Here is a 16,227-nt window from a genome sequence, read left to right as displayed (position 1 = left end):
GCCATCCGCCCTCAGCCCGCCGCGCGCAGCATCGGGTCGAGCTTGCCGGCGCGGTCCAACGCCTGCAGGTCGTCGTTGCCGCCGACATGGTGCCCGTCGATGAAGATCTGAGGCACCGTGCGGCGCCCACCTGCGCGCTGCATCATCTCGGCCCGGCGCTCGGGGTCGGCACCGACATCGATGACGGAATAGGATGCGGACTTGCGATCCAGAAGCGCGCGGGCGGCGACGCAGAACGGACAGGTGCGGGTGGCGTAAATCTCGATCTCTGGCATGGTAGGGTCCTGATGGTTCGGGTCCCGACCAATCTAGTGATCCTTGGCCGCCCTTGCCAGCACGCAGACTGAAACCGACGCGGCACCTGCCAGCGCCAGCGCCTCCGCCGAGGCTGCAAGTGTCGCGCCTGACGCCATCACGTCATCGACGAGAAGCACCGACTTGTCTTGCAGTAGGGCGGCGCGCCGCGGGTTTGCAACGATGGTGCCGGCGACGTTCTCGAACCGCTCGGTCAGGTTGCGATGATCTTGGCCGGGCCGACCCGCGATGCGCTTCAGCGCGTCAGGCAGGTGAAGCAGACCGTGGTGAAGCGCCAGGTGCCGCGACAGAAGCTCTGCCTGATTGTAGCGGCGCTTCAGCATCCGTCGCCAATGCACGGGCACAGGCACCACGATCGTCCCCGGCTGCACCAGCGGTGCGGCTGCGCGTGCCAGCCACGCCGCCAGCGGCGGAGCGAGATCAGGGCGGTCCCCGTGCTTCAGTGCCAGCACCAGCCGCCGCGCCGTTCCCGCATAGACCATCGCTGCACGGCCATGCTGCCAGGGCCTCGGGATCAAGATGCAGTCGTCGCACAGATCGCCCTCTGCATGACTTTCAGCCTCATGCAAGCCGTCGCCGGGCAACGGCACACCGCAGCGGGTGCAAGCCGGTCGCGTGACGAATTCCGTTTCGCGCCAGCAATCCGGACATAGCGAACCATCCTCGGCCACGCCGCCGCCGCAGGCCAAGCATTGTGGCGGATACACGATCCGCAAGGCGCCTTTCATCGCGCTTCGAACGATCCTATGGTGCAGCCCCATGCAAAGTCCCTCGCCTGCCTCGCGACCCGCCCTGACCGACCGCACTGCGCTGGCCAGACACCGCATGCGGGCGGTCCGCACGGGGATGGCCGATGTGCTTCATCGAATCGCTGCCGATGAGATCCACGATAGGCTGGCGGAGATTAACAGAACCTTTACCGATATCGCTGTCGTCAGCGGCTTTCCCGATCTCTGGTCCGCACTGCTGCCCGGCGCCCGCAGCATCGCCGATGACGACATACTGGTCCTTGCGCCCGGTTCGCTGGATCTGGTCGTTCACGCGATGGCCCTGCACTGGGCCGATGATCCGGTCGGTCAGATCGTCCAGTGCGCCCGTGCGCTGCGTCCCGACGGTCTGTTTCTCGCCATATTGCCTGCTGGACAGACGCTGCACGAGCTTCGGGCCGTGATGGCGCAGGCGGAAAGCGAGATCACGGGCGGGCTTTCACCGCGGGTCCTGCCCATGGGCGATCTGCGCGATCTTGGCGGGCTTCTAGCGCGAGGGGCCTTGGCGCTGCCAGTCGCCGACATCCTGCCGGTGCCGGCCAGCTACCGCAATCTTATCCACCTTGCGCAGGATCTGCGCGCGATGGGAGAGCAGAACGCGCTTGCCGGACGCCTTCGCCGACCCACCGACCGCGCCGTGTTCGCACGAGCGGCCGGGCTTTATGCCGAACGTTTCCCCGACGCGTCGGAACCCGCGCGCATCCAAGCCAGTTTCGAGCTTGCCTTCCTGACCGGCTGGGCACCTTCGGACAGCCAGCCCAAGCCGTTGCGCCCGGGCTCGGCCAAGATGGCGCTCGCCGATGCGCTGAACCAGATCGGAAAGACGCCATGAAAGACCTGAGACAGGCCGACAATCCTTCGGTTAAGCCCTCCGCCCATCCGACGGTGAAGACCCCGCTGACCGGTATCCTGATCGCCAATCTCGGCACGCCCGAAGGCACGGACTACTGGTCGATGCGGCGCTACCTGAACGAATTCCTGTCCGATCGCCGGGTCATCGACCTGCCGCGCTGGAAATGGCAGCCGATCCTGCAGGGGATCATCCTGACCAAGCGCCCGTTCAGTTCCGGTGCCAACTACAAGACGATCTGGAACGAAGAGAAGGGCGAAAGCCCGCTGATGACGATCACCCGCGACCAGACCGCGGCCCTTCGCGAAAAGGCTCAGGCGGAATGGGGCGACCGGGTGATGGTCGACTTCTGCATGCGCTACGGCAAGCCCTCGACCTCCGAGGTGCTGGACCGGATGGTCAAGGCCGGGTGTCGGCGCATCGTGTTCCTGCCGCTTTATCCGCAATATGCAGGCGCCACCTCTGCCACCGCCAATGACCAGTTGTTCCGGGCCCTGATGGAACAGACGTGGCAGCCCGCCGTCCGCACCGCCGAGCCCTATTTCGACAGGCCCGATTACATCGACGCGCTGGCGGCTTCGGTCGAGCGCAAGCTGGAGGGCAAGGTGCCCGCGAAGCTGGTCGCGAGCTATCACGGCATGCCGCAGCGCTACCTGATGCAGGGCGATCCCTATCATTGCCAGTGTCAGAAGACATCGCGGCTGCTGCGCGAAAGATTGGGCTGGCCCGAGGGCGTGATCGACACGACCTTCCAGTCGGTCTTCGGGCGAGAGGAATGGCTGAAACCCTATACCGTCGACCACGTGGCCGATCTGGCGCGACAGGGACATACCGACATCGCGGTGATCTCGCCCGCCTTTGCCGCCGATTGCATCGAGACGCTGGAAGAGATCAACGGCGAGATCCGCGAAAGCTTCGAACATGCTGGCGGCGAGACCTTCACCTACATCCCGTGCCTGAACGACGACCCGGCCCATATCGACGTGATGATGAATGTGATCCGCGACAATCTTGGGGGTTGGGTCTAGGCTCGGAACGGTGCTTCACGTGTCCGTTTAGCGGCCGGTGTTCGTTCGTCGGAACATCGCTTTGCGCGCTGCGTTTCCTGTGCGTGCAACGCAGGAGATTTCGATGACCAAGCCAGACAGCCCCGCAGGCCCCGAGGAAAAGCGCGCTCTCGATCAGGACGAGCTTCAGATGGCCGATCAGGCCCGGCAGCCTGGTCTGGGAAAGTTGTCGGACCGCGATCTGTCGGATCTGATCTCGCGTTTGCGGTCACGCCGCAACAAGGCGCGTGACCGGGGTGACCGTCAGGCGCGCGAGGCGCGGGGCAAGGCTGCGCCATCAGGTGCCACCGCCGCTTCCGGCAACAGCGGCACGCTGACCAAGCTCGACTACCTCGATCAGGCGCTGACGCGCGCGAGCGAAGAACGCGACCGCCGCGCATCGAGCGACGACGGCACCTCGCAGAAGGATCTCGCCGAAAAGGCGATGGAGCTGAAAGAGAACAGCCATTCTGAATCGTCGATGAAGGAAGATGGCGGCGCGATCCATCCGAACGACCCCGAGGCGGATCAGGGCGGGAAGAACCTGGAAGAGACCGAACGCAACACGGCCCCTTCAGGTGCGTTCGAGGAAGCCGGCGATCTCCCGGCACGCGAGCGTTCTCGCACGCGGTATTGATTACACATCGAGTCGAATGAGAGGCCGCCCCGCAATCGGGGCGGCCTTCGCCGTCCTAAATCAGCAGAACCTGCGTGCCGACATTCGCCAATTGGAACAGCTGCGCGATATGCTCATTGTAGAGCCCGATGCAGCCGTTCGACGATTTGCGGCCAATCTTGCGCGTGTCGTGCGTGCCATGGATCCGGTAGTACTGCCACGACAGATACAGCGCATGCGTGCCAAGCGGATTGTCAGGACCCGGCGGAACGAAGTCCGGCCATTCCGGATTGCGCTGCTTCATTTCGGGCGTGGGCGACCAGCTCGGCCCTTCGACCTTGCGGATCACCTCGGTGCGGCCCCGCTTGGTCAGGTCCTCGCTCACCGGGATCGAACTGGGATAGCGTTTGACCGTCTGTCCGTCCTCGGACCAGTAGGTCACGTAGCGCGAGGTGATGTCGACCAGGATCGCCCCATTGGTCAGATTATCGAAGTAGGGCCGCCAGTCGTGCATGACGAAGGACGACGTGTTCCGGCGGCTGTCCTGCTGCGCGTCGTACTGCACCGCGCCCGCATCTGGCGTGGCACCCGGCACGGCGCCCGGCGCTGCGCCGTAAAGCGGTTGGCCGGTGTAGGGATCGATGGCCTGGCCGAAGGCGGGCAGGGCAAGGCCTGCGGCACCCATCGCGGCGGCAGAGGCAAGAAAGCCCCTGCGATTCAAATTGACTTTGCTCATCTTGCCTGTCCTTGGATCGGATATGCGCGGATCTATGGTCGGGCCGTTCGCCGAGAATCGGGCGTCGGCGCCTTTTTGCTGCCTCACGGGTTGCGATTATGACCGATCCCCGGCGCGATCAAATCAAAAGTCATGTCAATCCGGTCAGGGTGGGTAAATCGGTGTGGCATTCCTGCCGCTTCACGCATTCTTGCGTTTGAAGAGCGATCGGGCGCGCGCTAAATCGCGCGCAAAACCAGAACAAGAATGGGGCAGTCCTTCATGAGCTTCAAAATCACCGCGCTCGCGCTGGTCTCTGCGATGGCGCTTTCGGCCTGCGCGGTGCGCACGGCACCCCCGCCTGTCGCGGCCGACGGTCAGGCGATCCCGGTCGCCTACACGATCGATGCGGCAGAGAGCCAGCAGATCCCCGTGCGCATGCTGGGGCAGATCAACACGCTGCGCGCCAATGTCGGGGCTGCGCCGCTGAACCTCAGCCCGCAGCTTTCGGCCGCGGCGGTCGCGCATTCGCGTGACATGGCCGCGCAGAACCGCGCGTGGCACTGGGGCTCGGACGGCTCGTCACCTGCGGACCGGGCGCAGCGCCAGGGCTATTACGGCGGCGTCCTGGGTGAAAACATCTCGGAAAGTTATGAGAACGACATCCAGACGTTGTCGGCCTGGATGCAGGCTCGCGATACCCGCGACGTGGTGATGGACCCGTCCGCTCGCGATCTGGGGTTTGGCTGGTATCAGGAACCGTCAAAGAAGATCTGGTGGACGCTCGTCACCGGCGGCTGAAACCAAAGGCCCGCACAACTGAAAAGACCCCGGCCTTGCGGTCGGGGTCTTTTCGTTTCCGTCTCCGGCAAATCAGGGATTGATGACGATCGGCACGCCGGTGGTCAGCATCGCGTAGATTTCCTCGATCTCTTCATCCTCGACCGCAATGCAGCCGGCGGTCCAGTCCTTGCGGTTCGCGGCCTTGCCGTAGGGACCCTTGCCGTGAATGAAGATGTCGCCGCCCGGGTCCATCCCAACCAGCTGCGCGCGCAGCTTGTCGTTGACGTCCGGGTAGCTGACGCCCACCGACAGGTGATAGGCGCTGCGCGGGTTGAAGCGGTCGATGAAATAGATCCCTTCGGGCGTGCGTCCGTCGCCCGAATAGCGCTTGGCGCCAACTGGCTCATTGCCAAGATCGATGTCGTAGGATTTCAGCACCGTCGTGCCATGCAGCAGGTGCATGCGCCGCGCGCCCTTGTTGACCACGATCTGGGTCACGGCGGGGCCGCTGTAGCTGACAAACTTGTTCTGTTTCGGCGCAGGGGAACAGGCGACCAGAACGGCCAGCCCCATCAGCGCCACGAATGTGCGGGTTGCTCGGATCATCACTGCCTCAAAGAATCGCGCTGCGAGCGCGTTATCGTTGGGCTGAGAAATACCATAAGGACGCATACCGCGCTAGCGTCGGCGGAATTCTGCCGCGATCTCGACATGGGCTGCCCAGCGGAACTGATCGATCACGAAAAGTCGCGTCAGATCATAGCCATTATCGCACAGAATTCTCGCATCACGTGCAAAACCAACTGGTTCGCAGGCGACGAAGGCCACGACAGGCGCCGCGGAGGCCGCGATCTCGCGCGCCTGCGCCTCCGCCCCGGCGCGGGGCGGGTCGATCACGATTGCGTCAAGGCCCGTGAGTTCGTCGGCAAGCAGTGGTCGGCGCGCCAGATCGCGAATCTCAGTCGTGACCCGCCGAAGACCCGCCGCCCCGCGCCATCCGGCGTCGAGAGCGGCCAGAGGCGCGGACAATCCCTCGACAGCGTGGACCTCTGCCCGGCGCGACAGCGGCAGCGTGAACGTCCCGATCCCGGCATACAGGTCGGCGATCCGCCGGGCGCCTTGTGTGAACTCATCAACGCAGCCCAGAAGTGCCGCCTCGCCCTCGACGGTCGCCTGCAGAAAAGCGCCGGCCGGCGGTATCACTTGCGCGGGGCCTATTGGCAGCGCGGGCGGCCGCCTTGTGATCGCCTCACCGTTCCAGGTCAGCCGCGCCAGGTCACCCTCCGCAGCCAGCGCTGCCAGCGTCGAAAACAGTGCGGGGTCCATCGGCTTGCCGCCGGTCGCGGTCACATCCAGCCCTGCGGGGCCGTGAATCACCGTCAGCGTCACTTCGGCGCTGCGTGATCCACCCTTTGCCACGATGCGGCGCAGCAACGGCAGTGCCGCCTGGATTTCAGGTCGGATGACGTGGCAATCGACGACATCGACGATCACGTCGGAGGCGCGGGCGTGAAAACCCACCAGCGCGCCCTTCTTGGTGCGCCGTCCCGACAGGACCGCGCGTCGCCGCGAGCGCGGCGGTGACGTGTGTATTCCCTCGATCGGGGCCGGAAGTCCTTGAGCCGCAAGCGCACTTTCGAGCAGCCCGCGCTTCCAGGCGGCAACCACCTCGTCGCTGGCATGCATCAGCGCGCACCCGCCGCATTGACGGAAGTGGGGGCAGGGCGGGCGAACCCTGTCGGGCGACGGTTCGAGGACACGGACACCGCTATCGGTGGCCTCGACCAATTCTCCCGGCAGCGTCATCGGCAACCGGACGGTTCTGTCAGACACCCTGGCAACCCCGTTGCCGCGGCGGTCCAGCCGCTCGATCCGCAGCGTCTCGCTCATTCCGCCGCGTTGGACGCCACCCCGGTCGCGTCCTCGTCCTCGTCCAGCCCCAGGAAGCCGCCGGATTGCCGGTTCCAGTAGCGGGCGTAGAGCCCGTCCTGCGCCAATAGCTCTTCATGCGTGCCGGCTTCGGCGATGCGACCCTGCTCCAGCACGATGATCCGGTCCAGTTCGGCGATCGTGGACAGCCGGTGCGCGATCGCCAGCACCGTCTTGCCCTGCATCGCACGGGTCAGGGCCTCCTGCACCTGGGCCTCGACCTCGCTGTCGAGCGCGCTGGTGGCTTCGTCCAGCACAAGGATCGGCGCGTCCTTCAGAAAGGCTCGGGCCAGGGCGATCCGCTGACGCTGTCCACCCGACAGCTTCACGCCGCGTTCGCCCAGATGCGCCTCGTATCCTTCGCGATCGGCGTAGTCCTCAAGCCCCAGGATGAACTCATGCGCTTCCGCCGCACGGGCTGCCGCCTCGATTTCATCCTGCGACGCGTCGGGACGACCATAGAGGATGTTGTCGCGTGCCGAGCGATTGAACATCGCGGTTTCCTGCGTGACCATCGCGATCTGATGGCGCAGGCTTTCCTGCGTCACCTCGCGAATGTCCTGACCGTCGATCCTGATCGCGCCGCGCTCGACATCGTAGAGCCGCAGCAGCAACGCGACCAGTGTCGACTTGCCCGCACCCGAGGCACCGACGATGCCCACCTTCTCGCCCACCGCGATGTGCAGATCCAAATCGCTCAGGCCACCCGAGCGGCGGCCGTAGGCAAAGCTGACGTCATCAAAGTCGATGCGACCGGAAACACGCGTCATCTCGCTGGCATTCGGCGCATCGATCAGCGCGTGCGGGGGCGACAGCGTGTGCATTCCGTCCTCGACCTCACCAACGCTGCCCCACATGCCCATCAGCGCCATGCTGACCCACCCGGTCATCTGCGACAGGCGCATCGAGATGGCGCCGGCGGCAGCGACGTCACCGGGCGTCGCCGCACCCTGGCGCCATAACAGCACGGTCCCGCCGATCAGGATCACCGGCAGAACGCCCGCGACGAACATCAGCGAAAAGCGAAACCAACTGCTGACGACGCCGAAATCCAGCGCGCGTTCGCGAAAGCCCGCCATCGCACCCAAGGCTGCACGATCCTCGTGATCCTGGTGTGCGAACAGCTTGACGGTCTTGATGTTGGTGATCGTGTCGACGACCTGACCCGTGACCATCGCACGGGCCGAAGCGCGAGAGGCCGAGCGTGTGCGGATCCTGGGCAGGAAGAACCGGATCAGCCCGAAATAGGCGGCAAGCCAGACGACCAGCGCAAGCGCACCCCACCCGTCGACTGACAGCAGGAACGCGGCCGACCCGATGATGGAGGCCAATGCGAAGGCGACGACGTTGACCATCTCGGTCGCGACATCGGTGACGGCGCGCGCCGTCTGCATCTGCTTCTGCGCCAGCCGTCCGGCAAAGTCGTTGTCGAAGAAGGTGACCGATTGTCCCATCGTCCAGCGATGCAGCCGCGACAGGACCAGCGGCAGGATGTTCGGCCCGACGATCACGCTCGATGATGCGGTCGAGGCGCCGAAGACCAGCGGCCTCACGATCAGGAAGAAGCCCAGAAATAGCGCGATCAGCCCCGCTTGGGTGCCCCAGCCGTCAGTCGGGCTGCCGCCCGAGACTGCATCGACAACCGCGCCCAGAAGGACCGCTGTCACGACATCACTGACCCCGGCAAGGGCTGACGTGATCCCCGCGACGGACAAGCCACCCCACGCACCTGACAGGCACCAACCGAAAAAAGCCATCAGCGTGCGCGGCGGCGGGCCGTCCGCGGGACGAAAGGCATCGACCATTGCGGCCAGGCGACGGTGCAGGCTCATGGTTGGGCCTTTCCGGCCAGCAAGGCCACATCTATCAGTGCGGGCGCCGGCATGGCGAAGTCGCCCGCGATCCAGGCCGCTTCTGCGGCCCGCAGTCCGCGGCCCAGGGCCGGACCTTGCAGATCAGGTTGCAGATCGGCCGCGGTAATCGGAAGCCGTGCGCTCGCGGCGTGGTCCAGCCGCGCGGTCCAATCGTCCGGCAGATCATACCCATGTGCACGACGGATCAACGCGTAGTCTCGCGCCTGTGCCGCGCTCAGCCGATATCCTGCCTCGCTCAGCGACCAGTCTTCGGAGAGGGCTTCGGTCAGGCGCATCTGATGACGGGCTTCGTCCTTGGACAAGCGCAGAGCCGACGTCGGATCATGGACGCCGAGCGCGGCCAGCCGACGCTGCCACGACGGGGCGTCTTCGAAAGCACTCAGCGCGCGGAGTGGGGCGACATCCGCGCCGGGCAGGACACGCGCCAGAACGCCGGTCTCTTCCATCAAGGATAGCGCCGGACCCGGGTCGGGCGCAGCGAGAAGCTTGCGCATTTCCGCGCCGACCCTCTCGCGCGAGATCTGCTCCAACCCGTCGGCCATCGCCGTGCAGGCCGCAACGGCAACAGGCTCCGCCTCGCGTCCGTACCATGCGAGGAACCGGAAAAAGCGCAGGATGCGAAGGTAATCCTCCTCGATTCGCGCTTCAGGGTCGCCAACGAAGCGCAGTCGGCGCGCGCGCAGGTCATCCAGCCCGCCGACGGGATCGATCACCTCCCCCTCGCGGGTGGCGTAAAGCGCGTTCATGGTGAAGTCGCGGCGCTGCGCGTCTTCCTCGACCGAGGTGCTGAAGGCCACCTTGGCGTGACGGCCATCGGTTTCCACGTCGCGACGGAACGTCGTGACCTCAAAGCCGCGTTTGTCGGACACCAGCGTGACCGTGCCGTGTTCGATGCCGGTCGGGACGGCCTTCAGTCCGGCCTTTTCGGCCAGCGCCACGACCTGTTCGGGAGGCGCATCGGTCGCCAGATCAACGTCCCCCACCGCCTCGCCCAGAAGCGCATTGCGGACCGCACCGCCTACAATCAGCGTCCGCGCGCCGCCGGCCTCCAGCGCGTCGAGCACCGCCGCGAGCGCGGGGTCATGCAGGAAATCCGCGTCGACCCGGGTCATTCGGGGATCCGTGAGGCGAGTTGCAGCAGAATACGCGCCGTCGCCCCCCACAGGTAATAGGGGCCTAGGGGCGCAACATGGTAGCGGCGCGTCACACCGCGCCAGATCCGACCTTCGACCCTGTATTTCGTCGGATCGCAGACATGGTCGTAGGGCAGGGTGAACACTTCCTCGACCTCGCCCGGCTCTGCGACGGGAGTGAATGGACCGCGGATCACCGCAACGACCGGGGTGATCGCAAAGCCGGTGACGGTGCGGTGCGCGGGCATCAGGCCCAGAACCTCGACCTGCGCCGATGGGAGCCCGACCTCTTCATGCGCTTCTCGCAGGGCGGCTGCGGTCTCGTCGGTGTCGATTGGATCGACCTTTCCGCCAGGAAGCGCGATCTGGCCGGGATGGTGACGCAGTCCCGAGGCGCGCTTGGTCAACACCAATCGGCCGTCATCCTCGTGAAACGCGATCAGAACGCCCGCCGGACGCAAGCTTGCGACGGGCGGCGTCTGACCGGGGTTCAGGTCGAAATCGGACGTTGGCTGTGCAGGTTCGGCCAGCGCCTTTACCAGCCGATCGGGCGACCAAGTCAGGGCCGCCCGTCCGCGTTGCGCGTCAAGGCTCACTCTGCCGCCTTGTCGATGGCGTTGCCGTCGGCGTCCACCGTAGCCTCGAAGCCGAGGCTTTTTGGATCGAACTCATAATGCGCGCCGCAGAACTGACAGTCGGCGGTCACGATCCCCTCATCCGTGGTCATATGGCCGATGTCCTTCTGGCTGTAGATCGACAGCGTGTCGCGCACGCGGTCGGACGTGCAGGAACAGCCGAACTCGACCCGCTGCGGATCAAAGACACGCGGCGTCTCCTCGTGAAAGAGACGGATCAGCAGGTCGGTTGGTGCAACCGAGGGGCCGATCAGTTCCATCGTCTCGACCGTGTCAAGCAGGTGGTTGGCGCGGTTCCAGTCCTCGGATTCAGCCCCCTGCAGGATGTCGGCCGCCTCGATCAGCCCGCCCTCACCGCTGCCACCGTCACCCGAGACGGCAGGATCCTTGGGTAGCGTCTGCAGCATCGTGCCGCCGGCGCGCCATTGCTCGGGTTGTCCCGGCACATGCGAGCGGCCATAGGCGAGCGCGAACCGCGTCGGCAACTGCTCGGACTGCGCGAAATAGGTCTGGGCGCAGGCCGACAAAGATCCGCCCGCCAACGGGGTGATGCCCTGATAGGGCGTGGTCCCAGGTCCCTGGTCGATCAGGATGGCGAAGTAGCCCTCGCCGATCTGTTCGAAGGCGGGGCGATCGTCCAGCCGCTCGGCATCGAAGCTGGCCCAGGCCCGGATGCGCGCAGGCTCACCATCACGCGTCGGCGCATAGTAATCGGCCGCGATGGTTCGTACCGCGCCGTTACCGCGCACCTGCAGGCTGAGCTTCCAGCGCAGTTTGATCGTGGGGCCGGTCAACGCGGCCAGCAGCGCGACCTCGGCCACCAGCGCGCTGACGGCGGGCGGGTAATCGTGGCGCGACAGGATATGGTCAAGGACGCCGTCCAGCCGCGCAACCCGGCCCCGAATTGCGGAGCGGTCGAGTTGGAAGGGAAGGACGGTATCGTCCCATGCGATCTGGTTGATCTTGCTCATGTCGGATCCTTGATTTCGATGCGCGCGGGCCAGCCGGAGCCAGCCGTCGCATGGTTGCCCCCAATATAGGCCATCGCACGACGATCCCAAGGGCCGCGTCGGGCAGGCGCTGGCGTGCAAGAAACGACGCCTTTGAAAGATGCACTTGGGCAGGCGATCGTCCGCTTCGGCTGCGAGTAGCGGGATTGCGATGCTGGCGCGTCGAGGACGAATGCGGGGATGCGGCGTTCGGCATCACGGGCTAGAACCGGCAACGCGTTACGGAGGTTTCGAATGATCCCGCGATTCGGCCAGCCACCCGAGCCGGGACGTGCCTATCGCCTGCGGCCGGGCGCCTACGGGCTGCTGATCCGCGAGGGGCGGGCGCTGCTGACCCGGCGCAGTGACGACGACGAATTGCAACTGCCCGGCGGCGGCATCGATCCCGGTGAAAGCCCGCCACGCGCGCTTGCCCGAGAGGTGTTCGAGGAAACGGGATGGAACATTGGCGCGCCGCGCCGCATCGGTGTCTATCGCCGCTTCACCTTCATGCCCGATTACGGGTTCTGGGCCGAGAAGCTGTGCCATGTCTGGATCGCGCGACCTCTGTTCAGGCGCGCCGACCCGATTGAGCCGTTGCACATGCCGGAATGGGTCTTGTTGAAGGATCTGCCTGACGCGGTGGATGAGACCGGCGCCCGGGATTTTCTGCGCCTTCGGCTTCGCCGCCGCTCGCGATTGGCGCAGGAGCGTTGGTGACTTGACCAGCGTCCGTCAGCGATCGCGAGGCGGGTAGGTCAGCACCTTCGGCACCGCGCGCCGCTCGATCAGCACCGCCGAGATATCGTCGCAGCGTTCGCCATGAGCGTATTCCGAAATCGACCAGGACATGGACTCGAGGAAATTGTGTCCTTCCAGCATCTGATTGGTGCGCATGATCGCCTCTAGCCCGTCATCGCCCAGAAGCATGCCGGCGGGGTTGCTCGCCTCGGTCACGCCGTCCGAGGCGATGATCAGCCGGTCGCCTGGTTCCAGCGCCACCGAAATCTCGTCGAATTGTGGTTTCTCGAAGATGCCGACCGGCATCCCGCCCCGACCAAGCCGCTCGATCCGGCCGTCGCTGCGTTGCAACAGTGGATGGGGATGACCGGCCTGGACCAGTCTGACATGGCCCTTGGCATGATCCAGTTCGGCGTAGATCATGGTGAAGTAGGTATCGGTCTGCACCTCTTCCAGCAGCATGTTGTTAAAGAACTTGGCGAGCGCGGCGGGTGATACTGCATCGACGCCGTTCTGAGCAGCGCGCAAAGCTACGTTCTGTTCGGTCGAGCCGGACAGATGCGTGGCCAACTGAGCGGTCAGCAGCGCGGCAGCGACGCCGTGGCCCGAGACATCGATCGCGAAGATGCCGACGCGTTCGTCGTTGATCGGAAAGAACCCGACCAGATCCCCGCCGATATGACCTGCCGGGCGCAGCAGCAGCGACAGGTCGAAATCGGTGAACCTTCCGCTGCGATTGCGGAACAGCCCCTGCTGCAGCTTGCGTGCCTCGGCCAGGTCGCGCTCCATCGCCTCCTGCGCCTCGTTCAGCTTGTTCAGCGTATTGCGCAGATGATCGTTGGCCGCGCGCAATTCTTCTTCGAATTTCAGAATCCGTTCGGCAGCGGAGAGCCGCGCCAGCAACTCGGCGCCCGAGACGGGTTTCGTCAGAAAGTCATCCGCTCCTGCCTCCAGTCCATGGGCGATGTCGCCCTTCTCGGTCTTCGAGGTCAGAAGGATGAAATAACCGTAGCCTTCCCGCGGCATCGCGCGGAAAGCCCGGCAGAACTCTGGCCCCGACATGCCCGGCATGACCCAGTCTGACAGGATCAGATGCGGGTTTTCGGCCATACAAAGATCCAGCGCCTCCTGCCCGGACGAGGCTTCCGAGACCTTGTAACCCGCCCGCTGCAACTGGATCGCCAGCATGCGTCGCTGCGCGCGGCTGTCATCGACCAGCAGCACCCGTCGCCCCAGCCGGGTCTTGGGCTGGGCGGCCACCTTGCCGCTGGCCGGCGTCACGGAGCGATTCGGTTTCTTCATGCGCTCTGCATAACGCGGCCGCCCTTAAGAACCCGTAAAACGGCTCGCGAAGCGCTGCTTAAGCTTTCGGAAAGGGCGCATGTGCTAGGCCGGTTTCATCGGCGATTCGCTGTGAGAGAGGATGGCATGATCGACTGGGACCGGGTGAACGAACTGCGCGACGAGGTGGGTGAGGAGGAATTCGAGCCGGTGCTGGAATTGTTCATCGACGAGGTCGAGCACCTGGTGATGCAGCTTAGCCTGGACGATTCCGCGCAGCTCGAACGCTTCATGCACTTCCTCAAGGGCAGCGCCTGGAATCTCGGCTTTGCCGATTTCGGTGCACGCTGCGGCGAGATCGAGGCGCTGGCGGCTGCCGGCGATCTCGCGGGTGTGTCGCTGGAAGATCTGGTCGCGTGCTATTCATCAAGCAAGCGCATCTTTCATCAGGATCTGTCTCGCCGGACCGGTCATGGCGGTCAGCGTGCCGGGGTCGAGGTGGCGTGACGCGCCAGTCGCTCAGATCAGGAAGTCCGACAGGATCGGGTCGGTCGTGATGTCGCGATACTGGAAGCCGGCGCTGTCGAGGCGTCGCTCCAGATGGACAAGGTTGCCCGGCGTCTCGGTCTCGATCCCGATCAGGATCGTGCCGAAATTGCGGGCGGATTTCTTGAGATATTCGAAACGCGAGATGTCGTCTTCGGGACCGAGGTTCTCCAGAAAATCGCGCAGCGCCCCGGGACGTTGCGGCATCCGCAGGATGTAGTATTTCTTCAGGCCGACAAAGCGCTGTGCGCGTTCCTTGACCTCGGGCAGTCGCTCGAAGTCGAAATTGCCGCCCGAGCAGACGCAGACCACCGTGCGTCCGGCCAACGCATCCCGCGCGGCCAGATCGGCCAGCGCATCCAAAGTCAGCGCGCCTGCAGGTTCAAGAACAACGCCTTCGACGTTCAACATTTCCAGGATGGTGGCGCAGATGCGGTTTTCGGGCGCGAGAAGGACCTGTTCGGGCGCGATGGAGCGTAGCGTCTCGAAGGGCAGGGCGCCGATCCGGGCGACGGCGGCGCCGTCGACGAAACTGTCGACGCGGGGCAGCGTCACCGGCTCTCCGGCCGCCAGCGCCGCGGTCAGGCTCGCACCGCCCACAGGCTCGACCAGCGCAAGATCGGTGTCGGGTGCTGCCTCGGCCAGATAGCGCGCGACGCCGGCCGACAGGCCGCCGCCGCCGACGGGCAGCACGACCAGATCCGGCGCACGCCCAAGCTGGTCCAGCATTTCCAGCGCGACCGTCGCCTGACCCTCGATCACATCGGGCGCGTCGAAGGGCGACAGGAAGGCCGCGCCCTCTCGCACCGAAAATTTCTGGGCAGCGGCGAGCGTCTGGTCGAAATAATCGCCCTGCAGGACGATCTCGACCGCATCGCCGCCGAAGATACGTGTTTTCGCGATCTTCTGCTGCGGCGTCGTTACCGGCATGAAGATCGTGCCGCGCGCGCCGAAATGACGACAGGCAAATGCGACGCCCTGTGCGTGATTGCCTGCGCTGGCGCAGACGAAATGCGCAGGTCCTCCGCCTGACGCCATGGCTTTTCGCATCGCGTTGAAGGCCCCGCGCAGCTTGTAGCTGCGCACTGGCGTCAGATCCTCTCGCTTCAGCCAGATCTCGGCTCCGTACTTGGCCGAAAGGTGGTCGTTGCGTTGCAGCGGTGTCGGCTCGAAGAGGTCACGGATCGCGGCCTCGGCGGCACGAACGGCAGGGGCAAAGGGTTCCATGCGGTGCCCATGGCGCGAATGCAGGGACTTGGCAAGGGCGCGTGCTCAGACCTCTGCCAGTACCGCACGCAGCGATGCCTCGATCTGGCCACCGCAATACGTCTTGCCATAATCCTCTGCGGCCTGGCGCTGTAGCAGCTTCAGCGGTTCGCTTGCCATCAAACGACGACATAGCGCGTGCACCATCGGTGCGTTCTTTTTCAGCACCGGGTCCAGCGCAGGCAGCTTTTCCGTCATCGTGCCCCACAAAATCGCGGTCGTCAGATCGGCGAGTCCCGGGGCCTCACCACCCAGCAGAAAGCCCTCGTCTTGCCCAAGGCCATGCCGCCGCCCGGTTTCTTCCCAGATTGCCATCCAGCGGGCCAGACGCGGGCGGAATGTATTCCACCGATCTGCGGTCCACATTTGCTGGCCGCCGTTCAGCGTGATCTCGTCCAAGACATCATTGGCGTCGTTCACGATCTTGACCGTCAGCGCCGCGCGATCCGCATCATCTGGGATCAGGCTGAAACGATCGCCCAGATGGAACAGGATCGCGGGCAGCTGTGCCAACGCGACCCTTGCCGCATCATCCATCAGCATGGGCGGCGCCATGAACGGAACGGGCTGATCCTTGGGCGCGCGCTGCATCATTGCGGACACGGCATCAGCGTCGGGCAGATCAACCTCGGCACCGACATGGGCGAGCACGGCGCGAACGAAATGTCCGCGGAACGGCAGCGGCCAGTAGTATAGCGTGAAATCTGCCACGGGATCCTCCGGTTGTCGCGTCATCGCGGG

General features: G+C 65.1%; 18 protein-coding genes. 6 read left to right on the top strand and 12 right to left on the bottom strand.

Annotation, left to right across the window (positions count from 1 at the left end):
- Positions 1 to 11: 11 nt before the first annotated feature.
- Together grxC and MLD63_RS10775 are read right to left on the bottom strand one after the other, a co-directional pair.
- Positions 12 to 275, bottom strand: coding sequence for a glutaredoxin 3 (gene grxC, locus MLD63_RS10780; RefSeq protein WP_255329906.1), 264 nt, complete (start codon positions 273 to 275; stop codon positions 12 to 14).
- Between the two features lie 33 nt (positions 276 to 308).
- On the bottom strand, positions 309 to 1,043 hold the full coding sequence (locus MLD63_RS10775; RefSeq protein ID WP_255329905.1) for a double zinc ribbon domain-containing protein: 735 nt from the start codon (positions 1,041 to 1,043) through the stop codon (positions 309 to 311).
- Between the two features lie 31 nt (positions 1,044 to 1,074).
- Here MLD63_RS10775 and MLD63_RS10770 point away from each other — a divergent pair, with 31 nt between their 5' ends.
- The 3 genes from MLD63_RS10770 (at position 1,075) to MLD63_RS10760 (ending at position 3,615) form a co-directional block, all read left to right on the top strand.
- On the top strand, positions 1,075 to 1,914 hold the full coding sequence (locus tag MLD63_RS10770; RefSeq protein WP_255329904.1) for a methyltransferase domain-containing protein: 840 nt from the start codon (positions 1,075 to 1,077) through the stop codon (positions 1,912 to 1,914).
- Positions 1,911 to 2,960, top strand: a complete 1,050-nt coding sequence (gene hemH, locus MLD63_RS10765; RefSeq protein ID WP_255329903.1) for a ferrochelatase — start codon at positions 1,911 to 1,913, stop codon at positions 2,958 to 2,960. Before MLD63_RS10770 ends, hemH begins: the two co-directional genes overlap by 4 nt.
- Positions 2,961 to 3,063: 103 nt before the next feature.
- The gene (locus MLD63_RS10760) at positions 3,064 to 3,615 is read left to right on the top strand and encodes a hypothetical protein (RefSeq protein WP_255329902.1); all 552 of its coding nucleotides are present in this window, start codon (positions 3,064 to 3,066) and stop codon (positions 3,613 to 3,615) included.
- Between the two features lie 55 nt (positions 3,616 to 3,670).
- On the opposite strand, the gene MLD63_RS10755 is transcribed toward MLD63_RS10760, so the two are convergent.
- Positions 3,671 to 4,330, bottom strand: coding sequence for a L,D-transpeptidase (locus MLD63_RS10755; protein WP_255329901.1), 660 nt, complete (start codon positions 4,328 to 4,330; stop codon positions 3,671 to 3,673).
- Positions 4,331 to 4,591: 261 nt separating this feature from the next.
- Here MLD63_RS10755 and dalA point away from each other — a divergent pair, with 261 nt between their 5' ends.
- Complete coding sequence (dalA, locus tag MLD63_RS10750; RefSeq protein WP_255329900.1) at positions 4,592 to 5,110, top strand: divisome-associated lipoprotein DalA; 519 nt, start codon at positions 4,592 to 4,594, stop codon at positions 5,108 to 5,110.
- 72 nt (positions 5,111 to 5,182) lie between these two features.
- Here dalA and MLD63_RS10745 read toward each other — a convergent pair whose 3' ends face one another.
- From MLD63_RS10745 to hslO, 6 genes are all read right to left on the bottom strand, one after another.
- Positions 5,183 to 5,698 carry a L,D-transpeptidase family protein gene (locus MLD63_RS10745; RefSeq protein WP_439957650.1) on the bottom strand — a complete coding sequence of 172 codons (516 nt, stop codon included), beginning with the start codon at positions 5,696 to 5,698 and terminating at the stop codon, positions 5,183 to 5,185.
- A gap of 72 nt (positions 5,699 to 5,770) precedes the next feature.
- Positions 5,771 to 6,982 (bottom strand): class I SAM-dependent RNA methyltransferase, encoded by a 1,212-nt coding sequence (locus MLD63_RS10740; protein ID WP_255329899.1) that lies wholly within the window; start codon positions 6,980 to 6,982, stop codon positions 5,771 to 5,773.
- The gene (locus MLD63_RS10735) at positions 6,979 to 8,853 is read right to left on the bottom strand and encodes an ABC transporter ATP-binding protein (protein WP_255329898.1); all 1,875 of its coding nucleotides are present in this window, start codon (positions 8,851 to 8,853) and stop codon (positions 6,979 to 6,981) included. Before MLD63_RS10735 ends, MLD63_RS10740 begins: the two co-directional genes overlap by 4 nt.
- A complete protein-coding gene (locus tag MLD63_RS10730; protein ID WP_255329897.1) occupies positions 8,850 to 10,007 on the bottom strand; it encodes a CCA tRNA nucleotidyltransferase in 1,158 nt (385 codons plus the stop codon). Before MLD63_RS10730 ends, MLD63_RS10735 begins: the two co-directional genes overlap by 4 nt.
- Positions 10,004 to 10,624 carry an NUDIX hydrolase gene (locus MLD63_RS10725; RefSeq protein WP_255329896.1) on the bottom strand — a complete coding sequence of 207 codons (621 nt, stop codon included), beginning with the start codon at positions 10,622 to 10,624 and terminating at the stop codon, positions 10,004 to 10,006. The genes MLD63_RS10730 and MLD63_RS10725 overlap by 4 nt, the downstream gene beginning before the upstream one ends.
- Positions 10,621 to 11,634 (bottom strand): Hsp33 family molecular chaperone HslO, encoded by a 1,014-nt coding sequence (gene hslO, locus MLD63_RS10720; RefSeq protein ID WP_255329895.1) that lies wholly within the window; start codon positions 11,632 to 11,634, stop codon positions 10,621 to 10,623. The genes MLD63_RS10725 and hslO overlap by 4 nt, the downstream gene beginning before the upstream one ends.
- A 273-nt stretch (positions 11,635 to 11,907) precedes the next feature.
- On the opposite strand from hslO, the gene MLD63_RS10715 reads away from it, so the two are divergent.
- The gene (locus MLD63_RS10715) at positions 11,908 to 12,372 is read left to right on the top strand and encodes an NUDIX domain-containing protein (RefSeq protein ID WP_255329894.1); all 465 of its coding nucleotides are present in this window, start codon (positions 11,908 to 11,910) and stop codon (positions 12,370 to 12,372) included.
- A gap of 15 nt (positions 12,373 to 12,387) precedes the next feature.
- Here MLD63_RS10715 and MLD63_RS10710 read toward each other — a convergent pair whose 3' ends face one another.
- The gene (locus MLD63_RS10710) at positions 12,388 to 13,695 is read right to left on the bottom strand and encodes a PP2C family protein-serine/threonine phosphatase (RefSeq protein WP_255329893.1); all 1,308 of its coding nucleotides are present in this window, start codon (positions 13,693 to 13,695) and stop codon (positions 12,388 to 12,390) included.
- 126 nt (positions 13,696 to 13,821) lie between these two features.
- Between MLD63_RS10710 and MLD63_RS10705 the strand changes: the two genes are divergently transcribed.
- Positions 13,822 to 14,181, top strand: coding sequence for an Hpt domain-containing protein (locus MLD63_RS10705; protein ID WP_255329892.1), 360 nt, complete (start codon positions 13,822 to 13,824; stop codon positions 14,179 to 14,181).
- Positions 14,182 to 14,193: 12 nt separating this feature from the next.
- Here MLD63_RS10705 and ilvA read toward each other — a convergent pair whose 3' ends face one another.
- Positions 14,194 to 15,447: a threonine ammonia-lyase IlvA gene (gene ilvA, locus MLD63_RS10700; protein ID WP_255329891.1), complete on the bottom strand. Its 1,254-nt coding sequence runs from the start codon at positions 15,445 to 15,447 to the stop codon at positions 14,194 to 14,196.
- A 45-nt stretch (positions 15,448 to 15,492) separates the two neighbouring features.
- Positions 15,493 to 16,221: a glutathione transferase, Atu5508 family gene (gene gst, locus MLD63_RS10695; protein ID WP_255329890.1), complete on the bottom strand. Its 729-nt coding sequence runs from the start codon at positions 16,219 to 16,221 to the stop codon at positions 15,493 to 15,495.
- Positions 16,222 to 16,227 lie beyond the last annotated feature (6 nt).

The sequence above is a fragment of the Paracoccus albicereus genome (assembly GCF_024359525.1).
Lineage (GTDB): Bacteria > Pseudomonadota > Alphaproteobacteria > Rhodobacterales > Rhodobacteraceae > Paracoccus > Paracoccus albicereus.
Note: the sequence above shows the minus strand (reverse complement) of the source record. Positions and strands in the feature narration are given on the sequence as shown.